Origin of the sequence: Nitrospira sp. (assembly GCA_029194535.1) — a bacterium.
Lineage (GTDB): Bacteria > Nitrospirota > Nitrospiria > Nitrospirales > Nitrospiraceae > Nitrospira_C.
Genome location: JARFXR010000001.1, coordinates 2,469,851 through 2,495,250, shown reverse-complemented (window position 1 = coordinate 2,495,250; position 25,400 = coordinate 2,469,851). Strand labels below are relative to the sequence as shown.

Here is a 25,400-nt window from a genome sequence, read left to right as displayed (position 1 = left end):
AAGAAGGCTAGGCTATGGGCTGGTTCGCACAAATAGACGTAGTGGTGTTGGGATATGAGGACCGTTTCGTGCTGCCTTTTGCTGATACTAGCGGTACTTTCCGATTCCGCACGCACGATCAGGAGCTTTTTCCCCCTCGAAGGGTGTCGCCAGTTGACAGAATTGAACGGGCGACATCAGCCGTTGCGGAAATGCAGCCGCGAAGGTTGGGAAAGGCCGTGTGTGAAAGTCCCCCTTGGTAAAGTGTTCACCAGATGTTCACCAAGAAGCCGGAACTGGTCGGTTTCGGCGGGAACAGATCGGATCTCGCGAAACAAGGGACCGCGCTAGGAGCCGCGATTCTATTGGAGAATGTGGAGTTTTGCGGGTGAAGGGGAGAAATGAGACTCGGCTTATGAGTCCGCTGCTCTACCAACTGAGCTACACCGCCATGTTGAGCGAGGGAAGCGAGAAATCGAATCTTGTTTATACCATTCGGATACTGATCTCGTAAAGGCGGCTAAGTGTGTCACTCCCGCGGAGACGGGAATTCAGTCAAAGCCTCCTCCTCAGCACTGATTGATCCAGGAGTAGATGCCCGCCTTCGCGTGCATGACGCGAAAGGAAGCCGTCCCCGCGACCGATCGGCGATGTGTGTAAACGATTTCTGGTCTACGGGATCAATCTGCCGAGCGTGGCACGGAGGCTGTCCGCGCCGGGATTGGTCACGGTCTTGTTGGCGAGAATCTCTTCAGGGTTGACCGGCGTCCCGTAATAGATCCGATTATCTTTGGAGGAGGCCGTAATGGCGAATCCCTGCAGGGCGAACCCCATGAACGCGCCCTTCGACCAGGCGAATGAGATCACGTCGAGCGCGGTGGTCCCCCCTTCCCCGAAGGCGCCGACTGTAAAGCCGCCGTCGACTCCCAGTCGTGCCGTGCCCTTTCCCGAGAAGCGCTCGAGAGCGGCAAAAGTCTGGACGATGAGAATCAGCTCCGACGAGTCCACCCCGACCTGGGGTCCGAAACTGGTCGAGCTCATCGTATAGAAGGCCGGCGGCGACCATCCCCCTTTTACGAGATCCCGCGCCAACAGCACGCCACGACCGCCGGATCCGCCGACGACCACGGCGCCGCGCCACAATTTAGGAACGATAAACACGGCCTTCATGCTGTCGGGTTTGAGCCGATAACCGGCGGCAAGGCCCGGTTCGGCCAGGAACCGTTCGAACGTCGATGTCGCCTGATCGACCAACTGTTGCTGCTCGGCGCTCTCCTCACTCGAATCAAGGGCAGCGCTGTTGCCCGGCCAGCTCACACAGAGCAGCAAGGCGATCATCGAGGCAGGGATAGTCGAGCATTTTGTAATCAGGCCGAATTTCACGCGGCACCTCCGGGCAAGCAAAGGGGCCAAGACTACCAAACAGATTTCACCCTCGCAAGGGCTGGACAGGACTTCTCCTCCTGTCATGGCGCATAAACGATTGAAGGAGGACAACAGATAGGGTCGTGGGTCAGTTTCCTCTTGCGTCATGCCCGCGAAGGCGGGCATCTACTCCTGGATCAATCAGTGCTGATGAGAAAGCCTTGACTGGATTCCCGCTTCCGCGGGAATGACAAACTTCGATGCTTCGGGTGGCAAACTGACCCATTACCAAAGTGACGCTTCGTCGTGAACAACATCGGTCAACTATGTTAGACTGCGGGCCGCTCTGAAGACCGGTCCATTCTGGAAGGTGGCATGAAGATGATGATGACGTCGTTATTCCGTTCGGCGCGGGGTATCTGTTTCGGCAGCTTGGCCATGGTTCTGCTGTTGATCGGGTCGAGCGCCTGTACGATCAACCCGGTCAGCGGATGGCCGGAGTTCACGCTGATTACCGCTGGACAGGAAAAACAGATCGGCGCGGAGGAAGCGAAAAAGGTCGAAGATGAAATGGGACTGCTCGATGATCGGGCCTTGACCGGGTATCTGGATCAGGTCGGACAGCGATTGGCGAAGGAGTCGCCGCGCCAGAACCTCGACTATCACTTCCACGCCGTCGATATGATCGAGCCTAATGCGTTCGCGCTTCCCGGAGGCTATATCTATGTCTCGCGCGGACTCTTGGCGCTGGTCAATTCGGAAGATGAGCTGGCCGGAGTCGTCGGACATGAGATCGGCCACGTCGCGGCCCGGCACAGTGTCCAGAAGATCTCGCGTCAGGGGCCCTTTGCGTTGATCACCAACTTCGTGTCCGGCATAACCGGCTTTTTCGTGCCGTTCGTCGGCAATGTGCTCGGAGGGATCGGCAACTTTGCGCAAAGCCTGGTGTTCTCCCCCTACAGCCGGTCGCAGGAATCCGAGGCGGACAAGGTCGGGCAAGAAATGGCGGCCAAGGCCGGTTGGAATCCTGAAGGTTTGGCGATCTTCCTGAATACGTTGGGGAGGGAAGAATCGTTGTTGAACGATGGACCTCGCAGGCCCAGCTTTTTTGATTCCCACCCGGCGACGCCCGATCGGGTCGAGAATACGACCAAATGGGCCAAAGACTTCAAGCAAGCGCCGCGTGACCCGATCACGCCCACTCACGATGCATTCCTGAAGCGATTCGAGGGACTCGTCGTGGGCCAGCGGGCCGCCAACGGCGTCATACACGGGCGCATCTTCCGCCATCCGGACCTGAATTTCTTCGTCGAATTTCCGGATCAATGGCAGGTGGAAAATACGCCGGTTCAGTTGGCGTCCGCGCCGAAAGAAGGCAACATGGGCATCCTCATTCGGGCGGTCGGAGAGGGGACCGATCCGATGGACGGCGCCCGCGCGTTGGAGAAAGCCGGCAAGTCTCCGGTCGTGGATAAAACGCGGCCGACCAGAGTGAACGGCCTCCCGGCGGCCACAGCGAAACTCGGAGACTCCAAGGTGACGGCGGACATTACCTGGATCGCGCACGGAGGGCTGATCTATCAGATCGTCGGGATCACCGAGACGAAACATTATGACGCGACGCATCCCGCCTTTGACGCCGTGACCCGGAGCTTCAGGCCGTTGCAGCCGGACGAGCGGGCGAGCATTCGCGAAAAGCGGTTGCGTCTCGTCACAGCACGGGCCGGGGAGACGCTCGAGGCGCTGGTAGAAAGATCCGGATCCAGCTGGAAACCCAAGCAAGTCGCGGTCGCCAATAATTTGCAAGAGACCGAACCGCTGCGCGACGGGCAACTCGTCAAGATCACGGTGGAAGAACCCTATGTCGGGAAACGGAAGTAGGCAACATTCCAGCGTCAGCCGAACCCGACCTGCGAAGGCGGCCGCATCGGCGACACGAAGGTGCGCCCCATCAAGGCTTCACGGACGGCCACCGGAAGGTCGGTGGCCAGTCGCGGTTTAACGACATATCCCATCGCTCCCGCCACAAAAGATTCTTCCACAAATTCCCGCTCCTCATGCACCGTCAGGATGACGATCTTCGCGTCGCGGTGCTCATCGGTCAGCAGCCGGGCGGCCTCCAGACCGTCGAGAGACGGCATCGAGATATCCACGATCAGCACGTCCGGTTGCAGTTCCGCCGCAGCCCGGATCAGATCGCGGCCGTTTCCCACCGTGCCGACGATATGGAATTCAGGCTCCAGGACGCGGACCACGATTTCGAGCATGGCCGGATTGTCGTCGGCCAGCACGATACGGGGGGCCGCCTTGCCGGGCTCAGCCGGTTGGTGAAATGAAGCCATCGGGACAGACTCATTGCGTAGTCGGGACGCAACTGATGTGTAACACCGACGAGCACCGGAGGAAACTGGCAAAACTGACAGGGCGGCAGGATTTTAATTGCGCCGGGAGGAGGGGACGAGGCTCTGTTTGAGCGCAAATTGATACAGCTCGGCGTTGTTCTTCACCTGAAACTGCTCCATGATCCGATACTTATGAAACGCGACGGTGCGGGGAGTCACGTCGAGTATGCCCGCCGCTTCCTTCATCGAATAGCCTTCGGCGAGAAGCTGGAGCACCTCACGCTGGCGCAGCGTCAGTCGGCTTGCCATCGGGCGGTGACCGGTCTCGACATCGGCCTCGACCATCCCGCCGGCCGCTCCCGAGCCGATGTAGACCTTGCCTTCCATCGCCGCGTGGATAGCGCTCGACAATTCTGAGGCGGTCGAGCTCTTGAGGAGATACCCCGAGGCGCCGATATGGAAGGCCTCCGTCATGAGATCCGGATCCTCGTTCATCGTGAGGAAGACGAGCTTGACCTCCGGCATCATGGTTTTCAGCCGGCGCCCGGCATCCAAGCCGTTGAGCAACGGCATGCCGATGTCCAGCACCACGACGTCCGGACGGAGCTTGCGCGCCGTGAGCAGCAGCGCGCGGCCGTCACCCACGGATCCCGCGATGTCGCACTCCGGTTCCAGCAACTTGGTGCAGGCCTCGACGAGGAGGCGGTGATCATCGGCGAAGAGGACTCGCGGCCGTTGCATGGCCAGCTCCTTTCCGTAGGCCGCCGGCCGCGGCTACATCGCGATTTGGACGACGATTCTGGTTCCGCGGGACGGCGAAGATTCGATCGAGATCCGTCCACCGGCCGTCCGCACGCGTTCCTGCATGCTGATCAGCCCCAGCCGTCCCTTGGCCGACGCCGCGTGCGGATCGAATCCCGCTCCTGCGTCCGACACGCACAGATGCAGCGCGCCTCGGTTCCCGATCAACTCGAGCTTCCCGTTCCGGACGCCGCTGTGTTTCACGAGATTGCTGAGCGCCTCCTGCGCGACGCGGAAGAGACAGAGCGCGGCCTCCTTGGGGATCGCGCGGGGCACGTCCCGGTGCAGACAGTCGATGCGCACCCGATGCTGTTCCGACAACTCGCGACAGAGTCCGTTGATGGCCGCCACCAGACCCAGGTGCTCGAGCTTGGCCGGATGGAGCCGGTGCGACAACCGATGGACATCCGACGCGATTTCCTGGGTCAACTTGTGCAGGCCTTCGACCTGCGCCGCCGGTTCGGCATTCGGGGACAGGTTCAGACGCTGCAGACCGATGGCCAGCAGCGCCAGCCGCTGGTTCAAATTATCATGCAACTCCCTGGCGATTCTGCGGCGCTCTTCCTCCTGCACGCCGAGGAGACGACCGGTCACTTCCTTGAGCGACGTTTCGGTGCGCTTGTAATCGGTGATATCGACCATGACGCCGATCAATTCCTTCGTCTGTGCGCCCTCGGCAATCACGTGAATCGCATTGCGCAGCCACACGGTGGTCCCTTCGGCCGTGACCATTCGGTAGTCCAGAGTCTGGTGCCGCTTTTCCTCGACCGAGCGACGGCAGGAGGCCAAGATCTTCAATTGATCGTCGGGATGAAGATGAGTCGCCCAGAAGTCCTGCCGATACCATTGCTCGCGGGAATACCCAAGGATGGCTTCAGCCTGCTTGCTGACGAACGTGAACCGAAGCGAGGCCGGCTCGGCTTTCCAGACGATCGCTTCGAGAGATTCGATCAAGGATCCGTAGCGCATGTCCTCCAGCTTGCGCGTGGTGATGTCGAGATGGGTGAGGACCGCTCCCCCTTCCTTTCGCCGGAGCGGCACGGCGGTCACGAGGAACCACTGCGGCCCCGACGATGACGACCACATGTATTCGAATTCGAACGAGGGCGAGGTTCCTGTGAGGACGTTCCGAACCCCGGCCCGGACCTGGGCATCCTGGTGTGATCCGGTCCGGGCGGATTCATGCCACCGATCAAGGCAGTTCACGCCGGTTTCGACAGCGGTGTGAGGGCAGCCCTCATTGGAGCGGGTGAACTCCCGCCAGGCCTCGTTGACTGCGACAATGGTCCCCTGCTCGTCGAGCACGGCCAGACGCTGTCCGAGGCTGGCGAGGATCGTCGAGGCCCACCCTTCGCCGGCGCGACGCGCGGAGCCGTCGTCCATTTCGCGAGCAGTCTCCGGCCGGGGACCGGGCTCCGTTGAGGGAAAACATGCCGAGCGACTTGCCGCGAGCTCCGGCGCTTTCCGGCGAGATGCAGTCATGCCCATCCATCGACCCCGTTGATCAGTCATTGGACTCGCGCGGCGCCTCACGAGGAATGAGGAAACGCCGGTGTGTCAGGGCACTATGAAGCCAAGCATGACCAAGTCATGCCGGGCAGTCAATAGAGAACCCGTAGGAATTATTTCTCTGTCGGGAAGCTTCTTCCTCCTACTGTCAGATTTGACAGTATTCCGTCGCAGGCCGCCCCTGTATAAGTAGTCAAATAATGTTGTAAATTCGGCTCTCGGAGGATCTACACAGACTATGGGAGGGCGGAACGTGAAACCACAGGGAAACCTTTTCGACATCGTGCACCGCTGTCGGAGATCGCGAGGGCAAATCTCGGCATGGCCGTTGAGCCTGCGCCGCATGCTGGTGGCGGCCGCATCTCTCGTCATCCTGGGGGGGCCGCCGGCCAAGGCCGACGACTATCTCGACATTCCGAAGCCGACCGACAAACTTGCGCCGCCGCCTCCTCCGCCGCAGGTCGGGGCGTCCGTCCTTTCGATCCCTGCCAAGGTCTCGCTTCAGGACTTGCTCGTCATCGCGGCGGATTCCTTTCCCGAAGTCATCGAGAACGAGGGGGAATGGCACGAGGGGCCGTCGGTCGAAGGCCAGCCTCCCTTCCAGTGGCAGTATCGGCTCCATCGAGGCCCGGTTCAGGTGCAGGTCGAGAACAACGAATTGGAGATGCTGTTCCCCGACATCCGATATCGAATCGCCGTGCGACGCACCAAGCCGAGCGGGGAGATCGAGGATTCCATCTGCGGATACAAGCCGGATGAGCCGCGACACATGAGCATGAAAGGCCGGTCGCACCTGCAATGGGCCGACGACTGGACGGTACGTTCGGCTACCAAGTTCGAAGAGCCGGTGTTTCCCGATCCCTGTGTCTCGACCGCCGCGGGCGCCGACGTCAGCACGATTGTGAAGACGACGGTGCAGGCGAGGCTTCCCGTACTGAGCAAGAAGATCGACGACAGGATTCAGGAGGGCAGCCGGCAGCGCCGCGGAGTAGAAAAGGCCTGGCGAACGCTGCTGGCGCCGACCGAACTGGCCCCGGAGCTGTGGCTGAATCTGCGGCCGGGACAAATCGCGGCCGGACCCATTATGGGAAACGAGGATCAGCAGGTCGTGGCCTCGCTCAATCTGCGGCTGGAGCCGATCGTCACGAGCGGGGCGATGCCGTCCGTCGGGGAGCGGCCCTTGCCCCCGCTCCAATTGGCGACCGGCGCGGCCGACGGGTTCCACCTCGCGATGCCGATGATGGTGGACTATGACTGGCTCAATGTCAGGGTCCGGAGGCAGCTCGTGGGACAGACGATCCCGGTGAGGATCGGCGACCCGGTCTCCATCACCTCCGCGCGGCTGTACGGCAGCGGAGCGAACCTGATTCTGGCTCTGGGCGTGACGGGAAGCGTGAAGGGGACGCTCTACGCCGCAGGGAAACCGGTGATCGACCCGACCACGCACGTTCTCAGGTTCGACGGATTCGACTTCACCATGGATACGCGGAACATTCTCGTCCGCACGGCCAATTGGCTGCTACGGGACGAAATCCTGGAGACCATCGAGCCGCAGACCAGGGTGGACCTCTCCGACCAGATGGCCTCGATGCGCCGCGCGTTGGACAAGGCCCTGCATCGTGAAGTGCTGCCCGGAGGTTGGCTCAACGGGATTGTGACCAAGGTCGAGCCGAGGGGTATCTATCCGATCGAGGGAGGAGTGGAAGCGCAGGTCGTCGCGGACGGAACGATCGAGCTCTTGCTGCCGCCGGCGCGATGAGGCGTTGTCGCGGTTCAGCGGGTCTGGTACTCTTCCTCCTCACAAAGGAGTCTCCTTCGTGATCCGCTTCAACCTGTCCGCCGTCTTGTTGGCGACGACCTACGCCTTTTCGGCCGGCACCGGACTGGCCGGTCAGGATATAGAGTCGGACGTCGAGGCCTTGGCCTCCTCCGCGATCACGATGAAGGAAGTGGTCGGCTTCATCGCGGGGTTCGGGACCACCTTTGCGGCGGTACCGGACCTCATCGTCATGCTCAAGCGGCGGTCCACCGTGGGAATGAATCCGACGATGGCGGCCATCATGGGCACGTTTCAATTCGTCTGGGTCTACTATGGGTTCCTGATCGCCTCCAGACCGGTCATCATCTGGAACATCGTCGCGGTCGTGATCAATTTCATCATGGTCGGAGCCTATTACTATTTTCTCCGGGGCGAACGGGCCCAAGTCGAAGGGTGACGGTGGCACATGGCACTCTCTCCATTGGCAGGCAAGCCGGCTCCCGGCGACATGTTGATCGACGTGGCCGAGCTCGAACGGCAGTATGAGGCGCGCCGGCCCGACGTCGACGACGGCAACCAGCTGGTGAGTTTCGGGACCAGCGGGCACCGCGGCTCGCCGTTGCGCGGTTCGTTCACCGAAGCCCACATTCTGGCCGTCACCCAAGCCATCTGCGAATTTCGCCTGCGGCAGGGAACGGACGGGCCCCTTTTCATGGGCAAGGATACGCATGCCGTGTCGAGTCCCGCCCAACGCACCGCCCTGGAAGTCCTGGCGGCCAATCGGATCGACACGGTGATCCAGCCCCAGGACGGAGTGACGCCGACTCCGGTCGTGTCGCGCGCGATTCTCTCTTACAATCGGAACCGCTCGGCCCATCTGGCCGACGGCATCGTCGTCACACCGTCGCACAATCCGCCGGAGGACGGCGGATTCAAGTACAACCCTCCCACCGGCGGGCCGGCGGACACGGACGTCACCGCGTGGATCCAGGATCGGGCCAATGCCCTGCTTCGAGCCGGCAACGCGGACGTGAAGCGAATGCCGTTCGAGCGGGCGATCAAGGCGCCGACCACGCATCAGGAGGATTTCATCCTGCCGTATGTGCGGGACTTGAGCCATGTGCTGGACATGGAGGCGATCCGCGCAGCGGGCATCCGGATCGGTGTGGATCCCCTCGGCGGCGCCGGCGCTCCGTATTGGGAGCCGATCGCCGCGCTCTACAAGTTGGATCTCTGCGTGGTGAATCCGACGATCGATCCGACCTTCGGATTCATGCGCGTCGATCATGACGGCAAGATCAGAATGGACTGCTCGAGCCCCTATGCGATGGCGGGGTTGGTCGGGCTGAAAGATCGATATCGGATCGCGTTCGCCAACGATCCGGACGCGGACCGTCACGGAATCGTGACGCCCGCGGCCGGCTTGCTGAACCCCAATCATTACCTGGCCGTGGCGATTCACTATCTGCTGACCCATCGCCCGCTGTGGAACGCGCAGGCCGGCGTGGGGAAGACGCTGGTCAGCAGCAGCCTGATCGACAGGGTGACCAAACGGTTGGGCCGGCGTCTCTACGAAACCCCGGTCGGGTTCAAATGGTTCGTCGCCGGGCTGTTCGACGGATCCTGTTGCTTCGGCGGAGAAGAGAGCGCCGGGGCGAGCTTCCTGAGGAAGGACGGAACCGTGTGGACCACGGACAAGGACGGCTTGATCATGGACTTGCTTGCGGTCGAGATGACGGCCTGCACGGGCAGGGATCCGGGAGAGCTGTACCGGGACTTGACGAAGGAGTGCGGGGCCCCGAGCTACACGCGGATCGACGCCCCTGCCACGCCCGAGCAGAAGGCCAGGCTCGGCAAGCTTTCGTCGGAGGCCGTGACGGCGACGGTGCTGGCCGGCGAGCCGATCACGGCGAAACTGACCAAGGCCCCTGGCAACGACGCGCCGATCGGCGGCCTCAAGGTCGTCACCGACAACGGATGGTTCGCCGCGCGCCCGTCCGGGACGGAGAATATCTATAAGATCTACGCCGAAAGTTTTCGCGACGACCGCCATCTCGCCGCAATCGTGACCGAAGCCCAGCAGATCGTGGACAAGGCGTTGGCGGCTCCGATCACGGCCTGATCCGCAGGCCGAACGACGGGGCGGATCCGAACTGAATCGCAGTGCAACAGAGAGGGAGAACAGGTGTCATGGCGACTACGATCCCATCCGTCGCTTCGCGCCCGGCATGGAAAGCTCTTGAGGCGCATCATCGGACCATGCGGGACATGCATCTCCGGACGTTGTTTGCGAACGATCCCGGCCGAGGCGAGCGTCTGACGGCCGAAGCGGCCGGCGTGTTTCTCGACTACTCCAAGAATCGCATCACCGACGACACGCTTGAGCTGCTCTGTGCGCTGGCGGACGAATGCGGCTTGCGCCGGCGGATCGATGCCATGTTCCGCGGCGAGCGAATCAATGAAACCGAACAGCGCGCGGTGTTGCACACGGCGCTTCGCATGCCGAAGGGCTCGTCCGTCGTAGTTGACGGAGTGAACGTCGTGGCCCAGGTCCATGCCGTGCTGGACCGGATGGCGGGATTTTGTACCGGCGTTCGGAACGGCGCTTGGAAGGGGCACACGGGGAAACGCATCCGCGCGATCGTCAACATCGGCATCGGCGGCTCAGACCTGGGCCCGGTGATGGCCTACGAGGCGCTGCGGCAGTACAGCGACCGGGACATGACCGTTCGGTTCGTCTCCAATATCGACGGCACGGACTTCGTCGAAGCGGTACGCGATCTCGATCCGGCGGAGACCCTCTTTATCATCTCTTCCAAGACGTTTACGACATTGGAAACGATGACGAACGCGCACAGCGCCCGCGCCTGGCTGTTGGCCGGTCTGGGCGGCGACGCCAAGGCCGTCGCCAAGCATTGCGTGGCCGTGTCGACCAATGCGGCGGAGGTGGCCAAGTTCGGTATCGATCCGGCCAACATGTTCGAGTTCTGGGATTGGGTCGGAGGGCGGTACTCGATGGACTCGGCGATCGGCCTGTCGACGATGCTGGCAGTCGGACCCGAACGGTTCCACGCGATGCTCTCCGGGTTTCACCAGATGGACGAACATTTCCGCACTGCGCCGTTCCGGCAGAATCTTCCGGTCTTGATGGGCCTGCTGGCGGTCTGGAACGGCAATTTCTTCGGCGCGGAAACGGTCGCGGTGTTGCCGTACGATCAGTATCTGAAGCGGTTTCCGGCGTATCTTCAGCAGTTGACGATGGAAAGCAACGGCAAGCATGTGACATTGGAGGGGATCAAGACGACGTACCAAACCGGCGCGGTTTACTGGGGCGAGCCGGGCACCAACGGGCAACACTCCTTCTACCAGTTGATCCATCAGGGGACGAAGCTGATCCCCTGCGACTTCATCGCCTGCATGAAGCCGCTCAATCCGCTGGGGCGGCACCATGATCTGCTGATTGCGAACGTGTTTGCGCAAAGCGAGGCTCTGGCGTTCGGCAAGACGGCGGAGGAGGTCCGGGCGGAAGGCGCGGCCGACCGCCTCGTGCCCCATCGAGTATTCGAGGGAAACCGGCCCTCCAATACGATTCTGTTGGAGCGACTGACACCGGAGGCCTTGGGTAAACTCGTGGCCCTGTACGAGCACTCCGTGTTCACTCAAGGAGCCCTGTGGGGGATCAACTGCTTCGATCAGTGGGGTGTCGAACTCGGCAAGGCTTTGGCGCAGCGCATCGCCCCGGAGTTGGAACGCGCGGAGGCCCCGGCGCCCGCCCACGACAGCTCGACCAATCATCTCATCCGCCGGTATCGGGCCGCGAAGACATCGCCGTAGCCGGGGGAAGACAAACTGTTTGCGAGGGGACTGTCGCCCTTCGGATCGACGACTGTCCCCGTTGCCCTTGGAGACCGGGACAGACGCCCGGCTTCGCCGGGCTACGGCGAGAGCCAGTCCCCCGCGGGCTTCCGATCGACGCGAGATCTCAGCTGGAGGATTGTTTCAACATCCTGATAGCCGGAAACGTAACGTTCGTGATGCGCCCAAATAGAGAGAAGCGGACGGAACGGCCGCATCGCGCCGGCGGCGCGGCCGTGATGAGCTGCGTAGTGACGCTCGTGGCCGGTATGGCCGTGGCATGGGCTGAGGACAGCGTCGTGGCGCCTGGGGCAGTTCTGCGGAAACTGGCCGGCGACTTTGAATTCACGGAAGGGCCGACGTGCGATGCCGAGGGCAACGTCTTTTTCACCGATCAACCCAACGATCGAATCATGCGGTGGAATGCGGAAGGCGGCCTCTCGACGTTTCTTCAGCCGGCCGGCCGCGCCAACGGCATGTATTTCGATTTCAAGGGGAACCTTATCGCGTGCGCCGACGAGAGAAATGCGCTCTGGTCCATCGCCCCGGACGGTCAGGTCACGGTCGTGCTCAGCGAGTATCGCGGAAAATCCCTCAATGGCCCCAACGATGTCTGGGTCCGTGCCGACGGGGCGATCTATTTTACCGATCCGTTCTATCGTCGGCGCTGGTGGAAACACGACAAGATGCCGCAGGACGGTCAGCACGTCTACTTTCTTTCGGCCGATCGCCGGCAACTGGTGCGGGTGACGGACGATCTGCAGCAGCCCAACGGCCTCATCGGGACGCCGGACGGAACAACACTCTATGTGGCGGATATCGGCGCCGGCAAGACCTATCGATACGACATGGAGCAGGACGGGCGATTGCGCGGGAAAAGATTGATCGCCGAGTACGGCTCCGACGGCATGACGTTGGACGAAGAGGGTCATCTCTACTTGACCGGCGACGGGGTACGGGTGGTGGACCGCGACGGGCGGCAGGTCGAGCAGATCGTCGTGCCGGAAGAAGCCTGGACGGCCAATGTCAGCTTCTGCGGACGGGACCGGCGCATGTTGTTCATCACAGCCGGCAAGGGGCTGTACGGTATCAAGCTGCGCGTCAGCGGCGCGAACGGTGCGAAGTGACAAACGAAACCGCCGGCCGGCGGGACCTCCATCAAGCAAGTGAGTGAGTGGTATTGGCGATGAAGGCCATCACGGTCGAACCCTCAAAGCCGGATTCCGCCCGGCTGCGTGACGTGCGGGAGCCGGACGAGCGTCTCGGTTCGGTGCTGGTGGAAGCCATTGCGGTCGGTCTGTGCGGCACGGATTTGGAGATCGTCCAGGGGAACTTCGGTCGTGGTGCAGTTCTCTAACGCGTGAATTCCGGTCGTCGGCTTGAATCGACGCAGAATGCGTCGGAGGAGCGGGAGACGGCGACCGATGATGAGGGAGGAGAATCGGAGCATGAGCGGGAGCAAATCGCGGGGAAGTGAGAAGAAAACCGTCGAGAAAAAGACCGTCTCGCAGACGGCGGATCGAGGCGCCCTGACACACGAGCATGAGCGGCTCGAAGCGGCGCGGACGCATAAGCTGGCCTGGAAAAAGTGGGGGCCCTACCTGAGCGAGCGGCAGTGGGGCACGGTGCGGGAGGATTACAGCGAATCCGGCAACGCCTGGGACTATTTTACGCACGACCAGTCACGGTCGCGCGCCTACCGTTGGGGAGAGGACGGGCTGGCCGGAATCTCCGACGACAAGCAACGGCTCTGTTTCGCCTTGGCGCTCTGGAACGGCCGTGATCCGATCCTGAAGGAGCGTCTGTTCGGCCTGACCAACAGCGAAGGCAACCACGGCGAGGATGTGAAGGAGTACTATTTCTATCTGGACAGCACACCGACGCATTCCTACATGAAATATCTCTACAAATACCCGCAGGCCGCCTATCCGTACGACGCGCTGGTCGACACCAACCGCCGGCGAGGACGGCAGGAGATGGAATACGAGCTGATCGATACCGGCGTGTTCGACGAAGACCGGTACTTCGACGTGTTCGTCGAATACGCCAAGGAAACCCCCGACGACATCCTGATCAAGATCAGCGTCAGCAACCGGGGCCCGGAGGCGGCGCCGCTGCACGTACTGCCGACATTGTGGTTCCGCAACACCTGGTCCTGGTCGAAGGGCGCCGCGAAACCGAGCATCGAGCAGCTGACCGGCTCCAAAGGCCTGACCATTGCCATGGCCGCGCACGAAGAATTGGGCAAACGCTATCTCACCTGCGAGGGCGACGTCCCGCTGCTGTTCACGGAAAACGAAACGAACATGCAGCGGCTGTTCAACAAGTCGAACGCCGGTCCCTATGTGAAAGACGGCATCAACGACTATCTCGTGGGCGGCCAGCAGGCGGCCGTCAATCCCTATCGGACCGGCACCAAGGTCGCCGCCGCCTACCGGATCGACGTTCCCGGCGGAGAGACGACGGTGATTCGCTTGCGGCTTTCGCACGCGGCGCCGCAGGACAATGCCGCCGCCGCCAAGTCCTTCCTGGTCCGCTTCGACAAGGTCGTGAGCGAGCGTCTCACTGAGGCGGATCAGTTCTATGCCGCCATTACTCCGGGAAAACTGAGCCGGGAAGAGGCCCTGGTGATGCGGCAATCCCTGGCGGGTTTGTTGTGGACCAAACAGTATTACTACTTCGATCTGGACAAGTGGTTGGAAGAACACGGGGTGGATCCGTTGATGCCGGCGAAGGCGCCGAATCTGCGTAATCGGCAATGGTTTCACATGCTCAACGACGATGTCATCTCCATGCCGGACAAATGGGAATATCCTTGGTACGCGGCCTGGGATCTGGCGTTCCACTGCGTGGCCCTGACGGCCGTGGACGCCGATTTCGCCAAGCAGCAACTGGACTTGATGCTCCACGACCTGTACATCCACCCCAACGGACAGGTTCCCGCCTACGAGTGGAACTTCGGAGACGTCAATCCTCCGGTGCATGCCTGGGCCACCTGGTTCGTCTACCAGGCCGACAAGCAGATCAGCGGACAGGGAGATCTGCAGTTCTTGAAGAACGGGTTTCAGAAGCTGGTTCTGAACTTCACCTGGTGGGTGAACCGGAAGGATCCCGGCGGGCGGAACGTGTTCGAAGGAGGCTTTCTGGGGTTGGACAACATCGGTGTCTTCGATCGGAGCGCGCCGCTGCCCACGGGCGGCTCGCTCGAGCAGGCGGACGGCACGGCCTGGATGGCGCTGTTCTCCCAAAACATGCTGGACATCGCGCTCGAGCTGGCGGCGCACGATCCGATCTATGAGGAAATGGCGCTCAAGTTCCTGCAGCATTTTCTGTGGATCGCCGCCGCGATGGATCGCATCGGCGAGCATCGCGATGAAATGTGGGATGAAGAAGACGGGTTTTTCTACGACTTGCTCAGGCTTCCCGACGGCCGGGCGACCAGGCTGAAAGTCCGGTCGATGGTCGGGTTGCTGCCGCTCTGCGCGTCGACCGTCTTCGACATGGACGTGGAAGCAAAGTTTCCGGACCTCCTCGAACGGGCGAGACAATTTCTCCGGCGGCATCCCGAGCTGATGGCCACCATCGCTCCGCCGAACAAGCCCGGCGTCAAGAATCGCCGGATTCTCTCGATTCTGGACGAACCGAAGCTGCGGCGCGTGCTGGAGAAGATGCTCGACGAGAATGAATTTCTGAGCCCGTTCGGGATCCGCTCTCTCTCGCAATACCACCGCGATCATCCGTATGTGTTCACGGTGCACGGTGAAGAGTATCGGGTGAACTATTTGCCCGCCGAATCGGACAGCGGCATGTTCGGCGGCAACTCCAATTGGCGCGGGCCCGTCTGGATGCCCGTCAACGTGTTGATCATCAGAGCCCTGCTGAACCTCTACGGGTACTACGGTAATGAGTTCACCGTGGAGTGTCCCGCCGGATCGGGCCGTCGGATGACGCTCTTCGAAGTGGCGCAAGAGATTACCAGGCGGTTGAGCCGGATCTTCGTCCGAGACAAGGAAGGGCGCAGGGCCGTGTTCGGCGGGGTCGAGAAATTTCAGAACGACCCGCACTGGCGGGATTGCCTCCTCTTTTACGAATACTTTCACGGAGACAACGGCGCAGGCCTCGGGGCGAGCCATCAAACCGGCTGGACCGGCCTCATCGGACGTCTGCTCCAAATCTACGGAGAGGTCAAGGCCGAGGACGTCCTCGAACAAGGTAAGCTCGGCACCTCGAGCCGCGTCGCCGGGTTGGCCCAAGGTCGAAAAAAGACCGGTCCGAAGACATGACCGGGACCGTGGATCGCATCCTGTGAACGAAAGGAGACGACGATGAAGACAGGCTGGCCGAGACGACCGGTGATCTATGAGATCAACACCTGGGTGTGGCTCTACGAGCTGAGTCGAAAGCACGGCAAGCCCGTCACGCTTGCCACCGTCCCTGACGCGGAATGGGACGGCCTCGGCGCCTACGGGTTCGATGCGGTCTGGTTCATGGGCGTGTGGGAACGCAGCCCGGGCGGTATCGCGATCTCCATGAAGAACGCCGGGCAGTTGGCGGATTTTCGCAGGGCCCTGCCTGATTTTTCTCCCGAGGACAACGTGGGATCGCCCTATTGCGTGCGCCGCTACGTCGTGGACGCCCAACTGGGAGGCCCGGAAGGATTGGCCGCCGCGAGAAAGAAACTGGCCGCCCGCGGGCTTCGGCTGATCTTGGATTTCGTGCCGAATCATGTGGCGCCGGATCATCCATGGGTGAACGAGCATCCCGAGTACTTCATTCAAGGAACCGACGACGACGCGGCCAGGCAGCCGGATGCGTTCGTGCGGCTGGAGGGCAAGGTCCTGGCCTGCGGACGCGATCCCTATTTTCCCGCTTGGTCCGACGTGCTGCAGTTGAACGCCTTTGATGCCGGATTGCGCAAGGCGGCGGTCGATACGGTCAACTCGATTGCCGATCAATGCGACGGCATGCGCTGCGACATGGCCATGCTCCTGATGAATCCCATCTTCGAGCGGACGTGGGGGGCGCGGGCCGGCGCCAGGCCGGCAACCGAGTATTGGCCGGAGCTGATCGCGGCGGTCCGAAAGCGTCATCCCCAGGTGTTGTTCATCGCCGAGGCCTACTGGGATCTGGAGTGGGACCTGCAACAGCAGGGGTTCGATTACTGCTACGACAAGCGACTCTACGATCGGCTGGAACACAACGCGGCCGAGACGGTGCGGTTGCATCTCTGCGCCGATCCGGCCTATCAGGAGCGACTCGTCCGCTTCGTCGAAAACCATGACGAACCGCGGGCTTCGGCGGCGTTCGAGACGGGCAAGGTGGAGGCCGCTGCCCTGACGGCGGCCTGCTTGCCGGGAGCCAGGCTGTTTCACGAAGGGCAGTTCGAGGGGCGCAGGGTGAGACTTCCGGTATTTCTCCGCCGCAGGCCGGATGAACCGACCGACCAGCGGCTGCAGCGCTTCTATCAGGCGCTCGTACGGTTGCTGCGCGCGGACGATCTGAGAAACGGGGAGTGGTCCTTGTGCGAGCGCCGAGGGTGGCCGGACAACCAGAGCTTCATGAACCTTCTGGCCTGGTGCTGGCGCAAAGGCGACCTGCGGCATTTGATCGTGGTGAATCTCTCTCCCGCAGCCGCGCAGGGAGATGTCTTGCTGCCGTGGAACGATCTCGCGGGTCGTTCGTGGAAGCTCAAAGATGTCGTCAGCGGCGACGTGTTCGACCGTCACGGCGACCAGCTGAGCAAAAGCGGGCTCTATGTCGATCTGAACGCGTGGAAGTTCCACGTGCTGACGTTCTGAGGAGATCGCCCCCTGATGTCCGACGCTCAGCCTGCCGTGTCCGATCGCTGCACTCCCTATACGTTGTTCGACGATGGACCCGCCCATCGTGTTGAAGAGAAGCTCGGCCTGTTCCGAGGCGGCCGCAGGCAGACAGGACGTCGTGTGTCGTTCGCCCTGCTCGTGGCATGGCTGCCGATGCTGTTGTTGGCTGCGGCACAGGGGTTGGCGATCGGACCGACGCGTCTGGAATCCTTTCTGATGGACTTCATCATCAACGTGCGGTTTCTGATTACCGTGCCGGTGTTGCTCCTCGGAGAAACCATTTGCGAAGGGCAACTCCGCAGCGTCGTGGGCCAGTTTATTGATGCGCGCCTGGTGAAGGACGAGGCGCGGAGGCAATTCGACGAGATCGTGCAACGCACCGTGCGCGTGAGCCGCTCAGGCCGTACGGACAGCCTCCTGGTGGGGGTGGCCTATCTGCACGGCCTGACCGCCCTCATCGTGCATCTGTATGGTCTCCATCACCCGACCTGGCGCGCGCCCATGATCGACGGGCATATCGCGATCTCGCTGGCCGGGTACTGGTACCTTCTGGTGGCCTTTCCCCTCTACGCCTTTCTCCTCTGGCGATGGCTGTTGCGTATCGGTTTGTGGTGGTGGTTCTTGCGTCAAGTGTCGAAACTCGACTTGCAGATTACGCCAAGCCATCGAGATGGAGCCGGAGGACTGGGCTTCTTGAGTGATTCCTTCCAGGCGTTCGCCCCCTTCGTGTTCGCCGAGGGAGCGATCATCGCGGGAACGGTGGCGGATTTCGTCATGTACGAGGGGGATACCCCGCTGCAATACCAGTGGCACGTCATCGGATTCGTCGTCGCCATGCTCATCCTGATTGTGGGGCCGTTGTTGACGTTCATGCGCCCGTTGTACAAGGCCAAGGAAGAAGCCATGCTGCGATACGGGGCCCTGGCGTCGCGCCTGATCCACATCGTCGAAGGCAAATGGGTTCAGGCGGCTCCAATGCGGGAGGACCTCGAATCGAGCATGCCGGACTTCCGTGCCGTCACCCACCTGGGGCAGTCGGTGACCGCGGTCCGCAACATGTCGATCCTTCCACTGCAGAAGGACGACGTGCTCAAGCTGATCGTGATGGCGTTGCTCCCGGTCCTGCCCGTGGCCGTGACCCAGATCCCGATGGGAGAGGTCTTCTCCCTGTTGATGAAGTTGGTGCTTTAGGAGCGAAGTGAGAGACCAATGATGAAACAGCTTGCATGGCATGGTGCCCTGGCGATCGTTCTCCTCTGTCTCACCGGCTGTCCTGGATCGGTCTATCTATGGGAAGTGAGAACCGAGTCGACGAGGAAGCCTCCCGAGTTTTCGGTCGCGGTGTTGAGGCGTGAACCGCTCGGCATCTTCGAAGCGCTCACGTCACCGGGACTCCACGGCAATGAGGTCGGTCTTGCCCTTTCTCTCAAGCGCGTGGTTGAGCGAGTGGCTCCGACCATGAATCTGGTATCTCCCATTGAGGTGGCCTCCCGCATCAATCGGCACGGCCTAGCGGGCGAGTATACCCGCATGAGGATGGACTACGAACAAAGCAATATACTTGACCGTGACCCTCTCAAGAAGATCGGACAAGTGCTGGGAGTCCGCTACATTCTCCAGCCTCGTCTGGCCGCCTTCACGCAGACCCTGTACGATCGGTGGAAGGTCCCGGCCTTGGAAATCAACGTCATACGGATTCGTTCGAGCATTCTGAGGCTCAGTTTGCAGATATGGGATACAGAGACAGGCGATCTCGTATGGGCGTCAACCGCGGAGGGCTCGTTTCAGGAGGAAGCGCTCTCGGAGGATCCGGTCTATTTGAGGGAAGCGGGCAGAATCACATGGGGCAGCATCATCTCGGATTTCGCGCGCGACAGAACGGCCTCCCGGTACTCTCCGACGAACAATCTTGTGGATTCGCTGATCGGGCCGGATATCGAGGAAGAATCGCACGCCGACGAGTCCGCCGCTTCCGCGCCGCCGGCGGGGCAATAGGGATCACGGACTGAGCGCGCTCGACGGTCGTCCGTTTGAACTGACCTTGCTTTTTGTGTATTGTGCGATGAGCGGTCTTGTCCGCTGGTGTTGCGTCCCAGAAGTTCCGGTACTAATCCGTTCGCCCTGAGCCTGTCGAAGGGCGCCCACTTTCAAAGAGTTCCGTTCATGGTTCGACAGGCTCACCACGAACGAACTTCTGGGACACAACGCTAGACGTCCGGAGATCGATGGATGGAATCAGGATGATTAACCAACAGGAGGTGATTGCCATGACGACAGGTTCACGACGGCTCGCCGTGCGGTTCAGATCGGTCGCGGCCGGTGCCGCGTTGTTCGGGATGCTGTGCGCATATGGCGCGACCGCGGCCGTGGCCGCCGACGCACCGGAGCAGCAAATGCTGGTGGACAAGGCGCTCCTGACGGTGGAGTCCTTTGCGGCGGACGACGGCATGAAGGGAGCGCTGAAAGAGTTGGGGAAGGAGGCCAAGGCGCTGTTCATCGTGCCGCAATTCATGCGGGGCGCCTTCATTTTCGGCGGGGCAGGGGGGAGCGGGGTGCTCTTGGTGAAAGATGACAAGACCGGAAAGTTCGGCGATCCCGTCTTCTATAACATCGGCTCCGCCAGCTTCGGACTGCAGATCGGCGCCGACGTTTCTGAAATGGTTCTCGTGGTGAGGACCCAAAAAGGGCTGGAAGAATTCTATACGAACGATTTCAAGCTGGGTGCGAATGCCGGAATCGCCGCCGGCCCGGTCGGCGCGGGAGTCTCGGCGAAAGGTATTTCTGCAGACATTGTGGCCTATGCGAAAAAGAAGGGCGTCTTCGGCGGACTCGCCGTGGACGGATCGGGCATCACGGTCTCGAACGATTCGAACAAGGCGTATTACGGGAGAGAAGTCCGGCCCACGGATATCGTCGTGAAGAAGGAGGTCGGAAATCCCAAAGCGTTGAAACTGCGGCATGCCGCCGACAAATTGGTGGATTAGCGCCAGCGAATGCGCCGGGAGGCAGGCTAGACGAGCGCGGGCAACGTGGAGCAAAGAGGAACCGCTGCGGCTCTAGCGCTCCTGTTGGTTGCGCTTGCGAGCGGCTATCCTGCAATGGGTGAGGTCGCGGCTGCCGAAGCTGTCGCCGAGAGCGAGCCGGCGCCCTCGACCGAAGTGGAGGAAGAGGTCGAGACGGAGATGGAGCCGGAGACCGGCACATCTCCCCCGGGCGAGGCTCCGAAACGAAAACGTCGCATCCTCAAGCGTCTCGGCCCGCAAGGATTGACGACTGAACAGGAGGCCGAGGCCGAACGACTCCGGAGACTGGGCGCCAAGTACGGAACCGACCCCACCGCCATCGTCGGCCGGGTCCAGCTATCCAGTCAATATCTCGATCTGCCTCAAAGCGCGAATGCCACCGCGACGGTCGCACGCGTCGATCTCCCGTTTCGAGGGAACTACCTGCTCCGGTTCGATATGCCGTTTCTCAAGACGGTCGATCCCAATCGTCCCGGAGCCACCAATCTGCGAGGCCTGAGCGATCTCAGCGTCACGGCAGCCTGGCGGGCCTACAATACGCCTGAATATGCCGTACTCGTCGGCGTGCTGACGACGTTACCGACTGCCGCAGAGCCGGGATTGGGCCTGGGAAAATATACGGTCGGTCCGGCCCTTGCCACGGCCCGGTTTGTTCCACAATGGGACTCGTTTCTGATCGGCTTAGTGCAATATCAGGCCGCGGTCGGCGGAGACCCATCGCGAAGCGACGTGTCGCTCTTCAGCACCACCGTCCAGGTGAATTCATTCTGGGCAAGGAAGTGGTGGACCGTTGTCAATGCCGTGGTGCAAGTCAATTTTGTGCAGAACGCGAAGAGCAGCATGACGATGGAATTCGAGGGCGGCAGGAATTTAGTCGGGACACTGGGGGCCTACGTGCGGCCGGGCGTCGGAATCTGGGGCCGTGATTTACCCGGCGCCTATGTCTGGAACATCGAGGTGGGAATCCGGTACATGTTCAAAACGTTCTAGAACCTATCTCACAATGGGTGTTCCGGTCAGAACTGGTCATGCCCGCGAAAGCGGGCATCCAGAATGACCTGAAAAGACTGGATTCCCGCCTGCGCGGGAATGACGACCACAGATTCCATCCCATCATGAATGAAATGTGAGACAGGTTCTAGTCATTATTATTTCAAGGCTTCGGCGCCGCCGACGATGTCCATCAGTTCTTTGGTGATGGCCGCCTGCCTGGTCTTGTTGTAGTAGATCGTCAATTTCTTGATCAGTTCTCCGGCGTTCCTTGTGGCGCCGTCCATGGCCGTCATGCGGGCTCCTTGTTCGGCGGCCGACGACTCCAAGAGGATGCGGTAGGCCTGGACGTGAAAATTCCGGTGCAGCAGCTGTTCCAGCAGCTCATCTTCGCTCGGTTCATACAAGTAGCCTCCGGGGAGTCCGTCGGTACCGGAGTCCGCTTCCTTGAGGTTCGAGATCTCCACGACCCAGTCGAGCGGAAGCAGCCGCTCCACGACGACGCGCTGTTGGATGGCCGACTTGAACTCGTTGTAAATCGCATAGACCGCGTCGACGCGGTCCATCGCGTAATTCTCAAGGGCCTGGAGTTCGTTGCCCAACAACATCCCGTGCTCGAACGAGAGCTTGTCGAAGATGTCCACGATCTCTCGACGCACCGTCCAACCGCGTCTCCTGAAAAAATCGCGTCCCTTCCTGCCGATGACGACGACCTGGACCTTGGCGCCGGCGGACTCGAATTCCTTCAAGGCGGTAGCGGCCGTTCGCAAGATGTTCGCGTTAAACGCGCCGCACAACCCCCGGTCGCTCGTGACGACGGCCACCTCGATCCGGTGACCTTCCCGCTTCTTGAGCAAAGGATGCGCGTCCCGATTCACGCGCCGGCTGAGCGCGCGAATTGCATCCCGCATCGTGAGCGCGTACGGCCTGGCAGCGAGAATACGGTCCTGCGTGCGCTTGAGTTTCGCCGCCGCGACCATTTTCATGGCTTTCGTAATCTTCTGGGTTTTCTTGACGGAATCGATTTTCCGCCGGACCGATTGAAGACTGGGCATGCTCCTCCCTCATCAAATATGACAACGCCCGCTTGTCACCGATGAGAAGTGCGACTTTAGCACCGAGAATCAGGACGCATCAAGGCGAGGGGGTTTAGGCTGCAGAGGCAGGAACATGCATTGAGGCAAGATGGGACTCTTGCGGCCTCCGCTAGGGCGGAAATCTCTACAACGCACTGTCGTGCAGAATTAGCTTCGTTCCCCTCAGTAGAGGAATGACGGGTGGCGGTCTTGCGGTTGTCTTCGTCCCTGGGATTATGGACAATACAGGAACACTGCGAGAGCGGGTTCGTTGCCGAGATCGAAGTGGACGAGGCGGCCTCAATTCTCAAGCGGATTGGATGCGGAGTAGACTCACGGCGACATCAGTGGTGAGTGCGCGACTCGGGTGCCGGCCGACGACGCTGCTGACTCGGAACGCAGACGCAACCTTGTTCTACCGACCCCGACAAAGCCAGAAGGAGTCATTCATGCAGAAATCGTTGTCTGAGAAGGAACTCAAAGTGATGGACGCCTATTGGCGCGCCGCGAATTACCTTTCGGTTGGGCAAATCTATCTCTATGACAATCCCCTGCTCAAGAAGCCCTTGAAGAAAGAGCATATCAAGCCTCGTTTGTTGGGACATTGGGGCACGACGCCCGGTCTGAATTTTATCTATGTCCATTTGAATCGAGTCATCAGACAACGAGATCTGAGCATGATCTATGTCACGGGGCCGGGGCACGGCGGCCCCGGGCTCGTGGCCAACGCCTATCTCGAAGGAACCTACAGCGAGGTCTATCCCGGCATTTCACGTGATGAGGAGGGTCTGAAGCGGCTGTTCAAGCAATTTTCGTTTCCAGGAGGCATCCCAAGCCATGTGGCGCCGGAGACGCCCGGGTCGATCCATGAAGGCGGGGAGTTGGGCTACGCGGTGTCGCACGCGTACGGAGCCGCCTTTGACAATCCGGATCTGATCGTGGCCTGTGTCGTCGGTGACGGAGAAGCGGAAACGGGACCGATGGCGACGTCTTGGCATTCCAATAAATTCCTCAACCCTGCCTCCGACGGAGCCGTGTTGCCGATCCTTCATCTGAACGGCTACAAGATCGCCAATCCCTGCGTGCTGGCCCGCATCAGTCACGAAGAACTGGACCAGCTGTTCCGAGGCTACGGATATACGCCGTACTTCGTCGAGGGCCATAAACCTGCCGACATGCACCGGCTCATGGCTGCCGCGGTAGACCGGTGCCTTGACGACATTCGTCGGATCCAGATCCGGGCGCGGAAGAGTGGCGTGAAGGAACGGCCGCGCTGGCCGATGATCATACTGCGTTCGCCCAAGGGATGGACCTGCCCGAAATCGATCGACGGGAAGCGAACCGAGGACTACTGGCGCTCGCATCAGGTGCCGATGGGTGAAATGCATGACAAGCCCGGGCACGTGAAGATCCTCGAAACTTGGATGAAGTCCTATCACCCGGAGCAGTTGTTCGATAAGCACGGCAGGCTCAATCCGGATCTGGCCGAACTGGCTCCGAAAGGCGAGCGTCGGATGAGCGCCAATCCGCACGCCAACGGAGGACTCCTGCTCCGGGAGCTGCGTCTGCCCGATTTCCGTGACTATGCGATTCCCGTGAAAACCCCCGGAGCCATCACCGCTGAATCGACCCGCGTGATGGGACAGTTTCTCCGCGACACCATGAGCCTGAACCGGGAGACCGGAAATTTCCGTCTCTTCAGCCCGGACGAGAACAATTCGAATCGTTGGCAGGATGTGCTGGAGGTCACCAACCGCGCCTGGGTGGCGGAGCGCTTCCCCTTCGACGACCATCTGGCGCCGGACGGTCGGGTGATGGAGATGCTCAGCGAGCACCAGTGCCAGGGGTGGCTGGAAGGGTATCTGCTGACAGGACGCCACGGCTTCTTCTCATGCTACGAGGCGTTCATTCACATCGTCGATTCCATGTTCAATCAACACGCCAAGTGGCTGAAAGTCTGCAACCACATTCCCTGGAGGCGTCCCATCGCCTCGCTCAATTATCTGCTCAGCTCCCATGTCTGGAGGCAGGATCACAACGGCTTCAGCCACCAGGACCCGGGATTCATCGACCATGTCGTGAACAAGAAAGCGGAAGTCGTGCGGGTCTATCTGCCTCCCGACGCCAACACGCTGCTGTCGGTCACGAATCACTGCCTGCGCAGCCGCAACTATGTGAATGTCGTCGTGGCCGGCAAGCAGCCGGCGCCTCAGTGGCTGTCGATGGACGAGGCCATCAAACATTGCACGGCCGGGATCGGCATCTGGGAATGGGCCAGCAGCGACAACGGGACGGAGCCGGACGTCGTGATGGCCTGCTGCGGCGATGTGCCGACGCTGGAAACATTGGCCGCCGTGGATCTGCTGCGCCGGCATCTGCCCGCGCTGAAAATCCGTGTCATCAACATCGTCGATTTAATGAAGCTGCAACCGCCCAGCGAGCACCCCCACGGTCTGTCCGACCGGGATTTCGACGCGCTGTTTACAAAGGACAAGCCGATCATTTTCGCGTTCCACGGCTACCCGTGGCTGATCCACCGCCTCACGTACCGGCGGACCAATCATGACAACCTGCATGTCCGAGGCTACAAGGAAGAAGGGACGACGAGCACCCCGTTCGACATGGTGGTGATGAATGATCTGGATCGGTTTCATCTCTTCGCCGACGTGATCGACCGTTTGCCGCAGTTGGGGTCGAGGGCCGCCTATGCCAAGCAGGCGGTTCGCGACAAGTTGATCGAGCACAAGCAATACATCGCGAAATACGGTGAAGACATGCCCGAGATTACGGGGTGGCGATGGGGGCATGGCGCTCCGTCGAAACGGCGCGGCGGTTCAACGGAGGCGGACAACGTGTGAGCCTCGATTCCGCCGGACGGC

19 protein-coding genes are annotated in these 25,400 nt (G+C 61.1%); 14 read left to right on the top strand and 5 right to left on the bottom strand.

All coding sequences use genetic code 11. The features are described from left to right. Positions 1–651: 651 nt before the first annotated feature. On the bottom strand, positions 652–1,362 hold the full coding sequence (locus P0111_11430; GenBank protein ID MDF0644637.1) for a lipid-binding SYLF domain-containing protein: 711 nt from the start codon (positions 1,360–1,362) through the stop codon (positions 652–654). Between the two features lie 357 nt (positions 1,363–1,719). Here P0111_11430 and P0111_11425 point away from each other — a divergent pair, with 357 nt between their 5' ends. Beyond that, positions 1,720–3,225 carry a M48 family metalloprotease gene (locus P0111_11425; protein ID MDF0644636.1) on the top strand — a complete coding sequence of 502 codons (1,506 nt, stop codon included), beginning with the start codon at positions 1,720–1,722 and terminating at the stop codon, positions 3,223–3,225. Between the two features lie 14 nt (positions 3,226–3,239). Here the strand turns inward: P0111_11425 and P0111_11420 are convergent, their stop codons facing one another. The 3 genes from P0111_11420 to P0111_11410 all read right to left on the bottom strand — a co-directional run bounded on the left by P0111_11420 (position 3,240) and on the right by P0111_11410 (position 5,870). Beyond that, the gene (locus P0111_11420; GenBank protein ID MDF0644635.1) at positions 3,240–3,686 is read right to left on the bottom strand and encodes a response regulator transcription factor; all 447 of its coding nucleotides are present in this window, start codon (positions 3,684–3,686) and stop codon (positions 3,240–3,242) included. A 93-nt stretch (positions 3,687–3,779) separates the two neighbouring features. Then, entirely contained in the window at positions 3,780–4,427 is a 648-nt protein-coding gene (locus P0111_11415; protein MDF0644634.1) for a response regulator transcription factor, read from the bottom strand. 33 nt (positions 4,428–4,460) lie between these two features. Continuing rightward, positions 4,461–5,870 (bottom strand): PAS domain-containing protein, encoded by a 1,410-nt coding sequence (locus P0111_11410; protein ID MDF0644633.1) that lies wholly within the window; start codon positions 5,868–5,870, stop codon positions 4,461–4,463. Between the two features lie 379 nt (positions 5,871–6,249). Here P0111_11410 and P0111_11405 point away from each other — a divergent pair, with 379 nt between their 5' ends. From P0111_11405 to P0111_11350, 12 genes are all read left to right on the top strand, one after another. Continuing rightward, the gene (locus P0111_11405; protein MDF0644632.1) at positions 6,250–7,755 is read left to right on the top strand and encodes a DUF4403 family protein; all 1,506 of its coding nucleotides are present in this window, start codon (positions 6,250–6,252) and stop codon (positions 7,753–7,755) included. 58 nt (positions 7,756–7,813) lie between these two features. Further along, positions 7,814–8,212, top strand: a complete 399-nt coding sequence (locus P0111_11400) for a SemiSWEET family transporter (protein MDF0644631.1) — start codon at positions 7,814–7,816, stop codon at positions 8,210–8,212. Positions 8,213–8,221: 9 nt separating this feature from the next. Further along, the gene (gene pgm / locus P0111_11395) at positions 8,222–9,877 is read left to right on the top strand and encodes a phosphoglucomutase (alpha-D-glucose-1,6-bisphosphate-dependent) (GenBank protein ID MDF0644630.1); all 1,656 of its coding nucleotides are present in this window, start codon (positions 8,222–8,224) and stop codon (positions 9,875–9,877) included. Positions 9,878–9,945: 68 nt separating this feature from the next. Next, the gene (pgi, locus tag P0111_11390) at positions 9,946–11,589 is read left to right on the top strand and encodes a glucose-6-phosphate isomerase (GenBank protein ID MDF0644629.1); all 1,644 of its coding nucleotides are present in this window, start codon (positions 9,946–9,948) and stop codon (positions 11,587–11,589) included. A 200-nt stretch (positions 11,590–11,789) separates the two neighbouring features. Further along, positions 11,790–12,737 carry an SMP-30/gluconolactonase/LRE family protein gene (locus P0111_11385; protein MDF0644628.1) on the top strand — a complete coding sequence of 316 codons (948 nt, stop codon included), beginning with the start codon at positions 11,790–11,792 and terminating at the stop codon, positions 12,735–12,737. 59 nt (positions 12,738–12,796) lie between these two features. Next, positions 12,797–12,967, top strand: a complete 171-nt coding sequence (locus P0111_11380; protein ID MDF0644627.1) for a hypothetical protein — start codon at positions 12,797–12,799, stop codon at positions 12,965–12,967. A 91-nt stretch (positions 12,968–13,058) separates the two neighbouring features. Next, a complete protein-coding gene (locus P0111_11375) occupies positions 13,059–15,893 on the top strand; it encodes a glucosidase (GenBank protein ID MDF0644626.1) in 2,835 nt (944 codons plus the stop codon). Between the two features lie 42 nt (positions 15,894–15,935). Further along, complete coding sequence (locus P0111_11370) at positions 15,936–17,408, top strand: alpha-amylase family glycosyl hydrolase (protein ID MDF0644625.1); 1,473 nt, start codon at positions 15,936–15,938, stop codon at positions 17,406–17,408. A 15-nt stretch (positions 17,409–17,423) separates the two neighbouring features. Further along, complete coding sequence (locus tag P0111_11365) at positions 17,424–18,623, top strand: hypothetical protein (GenBank protein MDF0644624.1); 1,200 nt, start codon at positions 17,424–17,426, stop codon at positions 18,621–18,623. A gap of 18 nt (positions 18,624–18,641) precedes the next feature. Then, entirely contained in the window at positions 18,642–19,427 is a 786-nt protein-coding gene (locus tag P0111_11360) for a hypothetical protein (GenBank protein MDF0644623.1), read from the top strand. A 245-nt stretch (positions 19,428–19,672) separates the two neighbouring features. Continuing rightward, entirely contained in the window at positions 19,673–20,416 is a 744-nt protein-coding gene (locus P0111_11355; protein ID MDF0644622.1) for a lipid-binding SYLF domain-containing protein, read from the top strand. A gap of 45 nt (positions 20,417–20,461) precedes the next feature. Next, positions 20,462–21,445: a hypothetical protein gene (locus P0111_11350; GenBank protein ID MDF0644621.1), complete on the top strand. Its 984-nt coding sequence runs from the start codon at positions 20,462–20,464 to the stop codon at positions 21,443–21,445. 158 nt (positions 21,446–21,603) lie between these two features. Here P0111_11350 and atpG read toward each other — a convergent pair whose 3' ends face one another. After that, positions 21,604–22,500: an ATP synthase F1 subunit gamma gene (gene atpG / locus P0111_11345; GenBank protein MDF0644620.1), complete on the bottom strand. Its 897-nt coding sequence runs from the start codon at positions 22,498–22,500 to the stop codon at positions 21,604–21,606. Between the two features lie 341 nt (positions 22,501–22,841). Between atpG and P0111_11340 the strand changes: the two genes are divergently transcribed. Next, a complete protein-coding gene (locus P0111_11340; GenBank protein ID MDF0644619.1) occupies positions 22,842–25,379 on the top strand; it encodes a phosphoketolase family protein in 2,538 nt (845 codons plus the stop codon). Positions 25,380–25,400 lie beyond the last annotated feature (21 nt).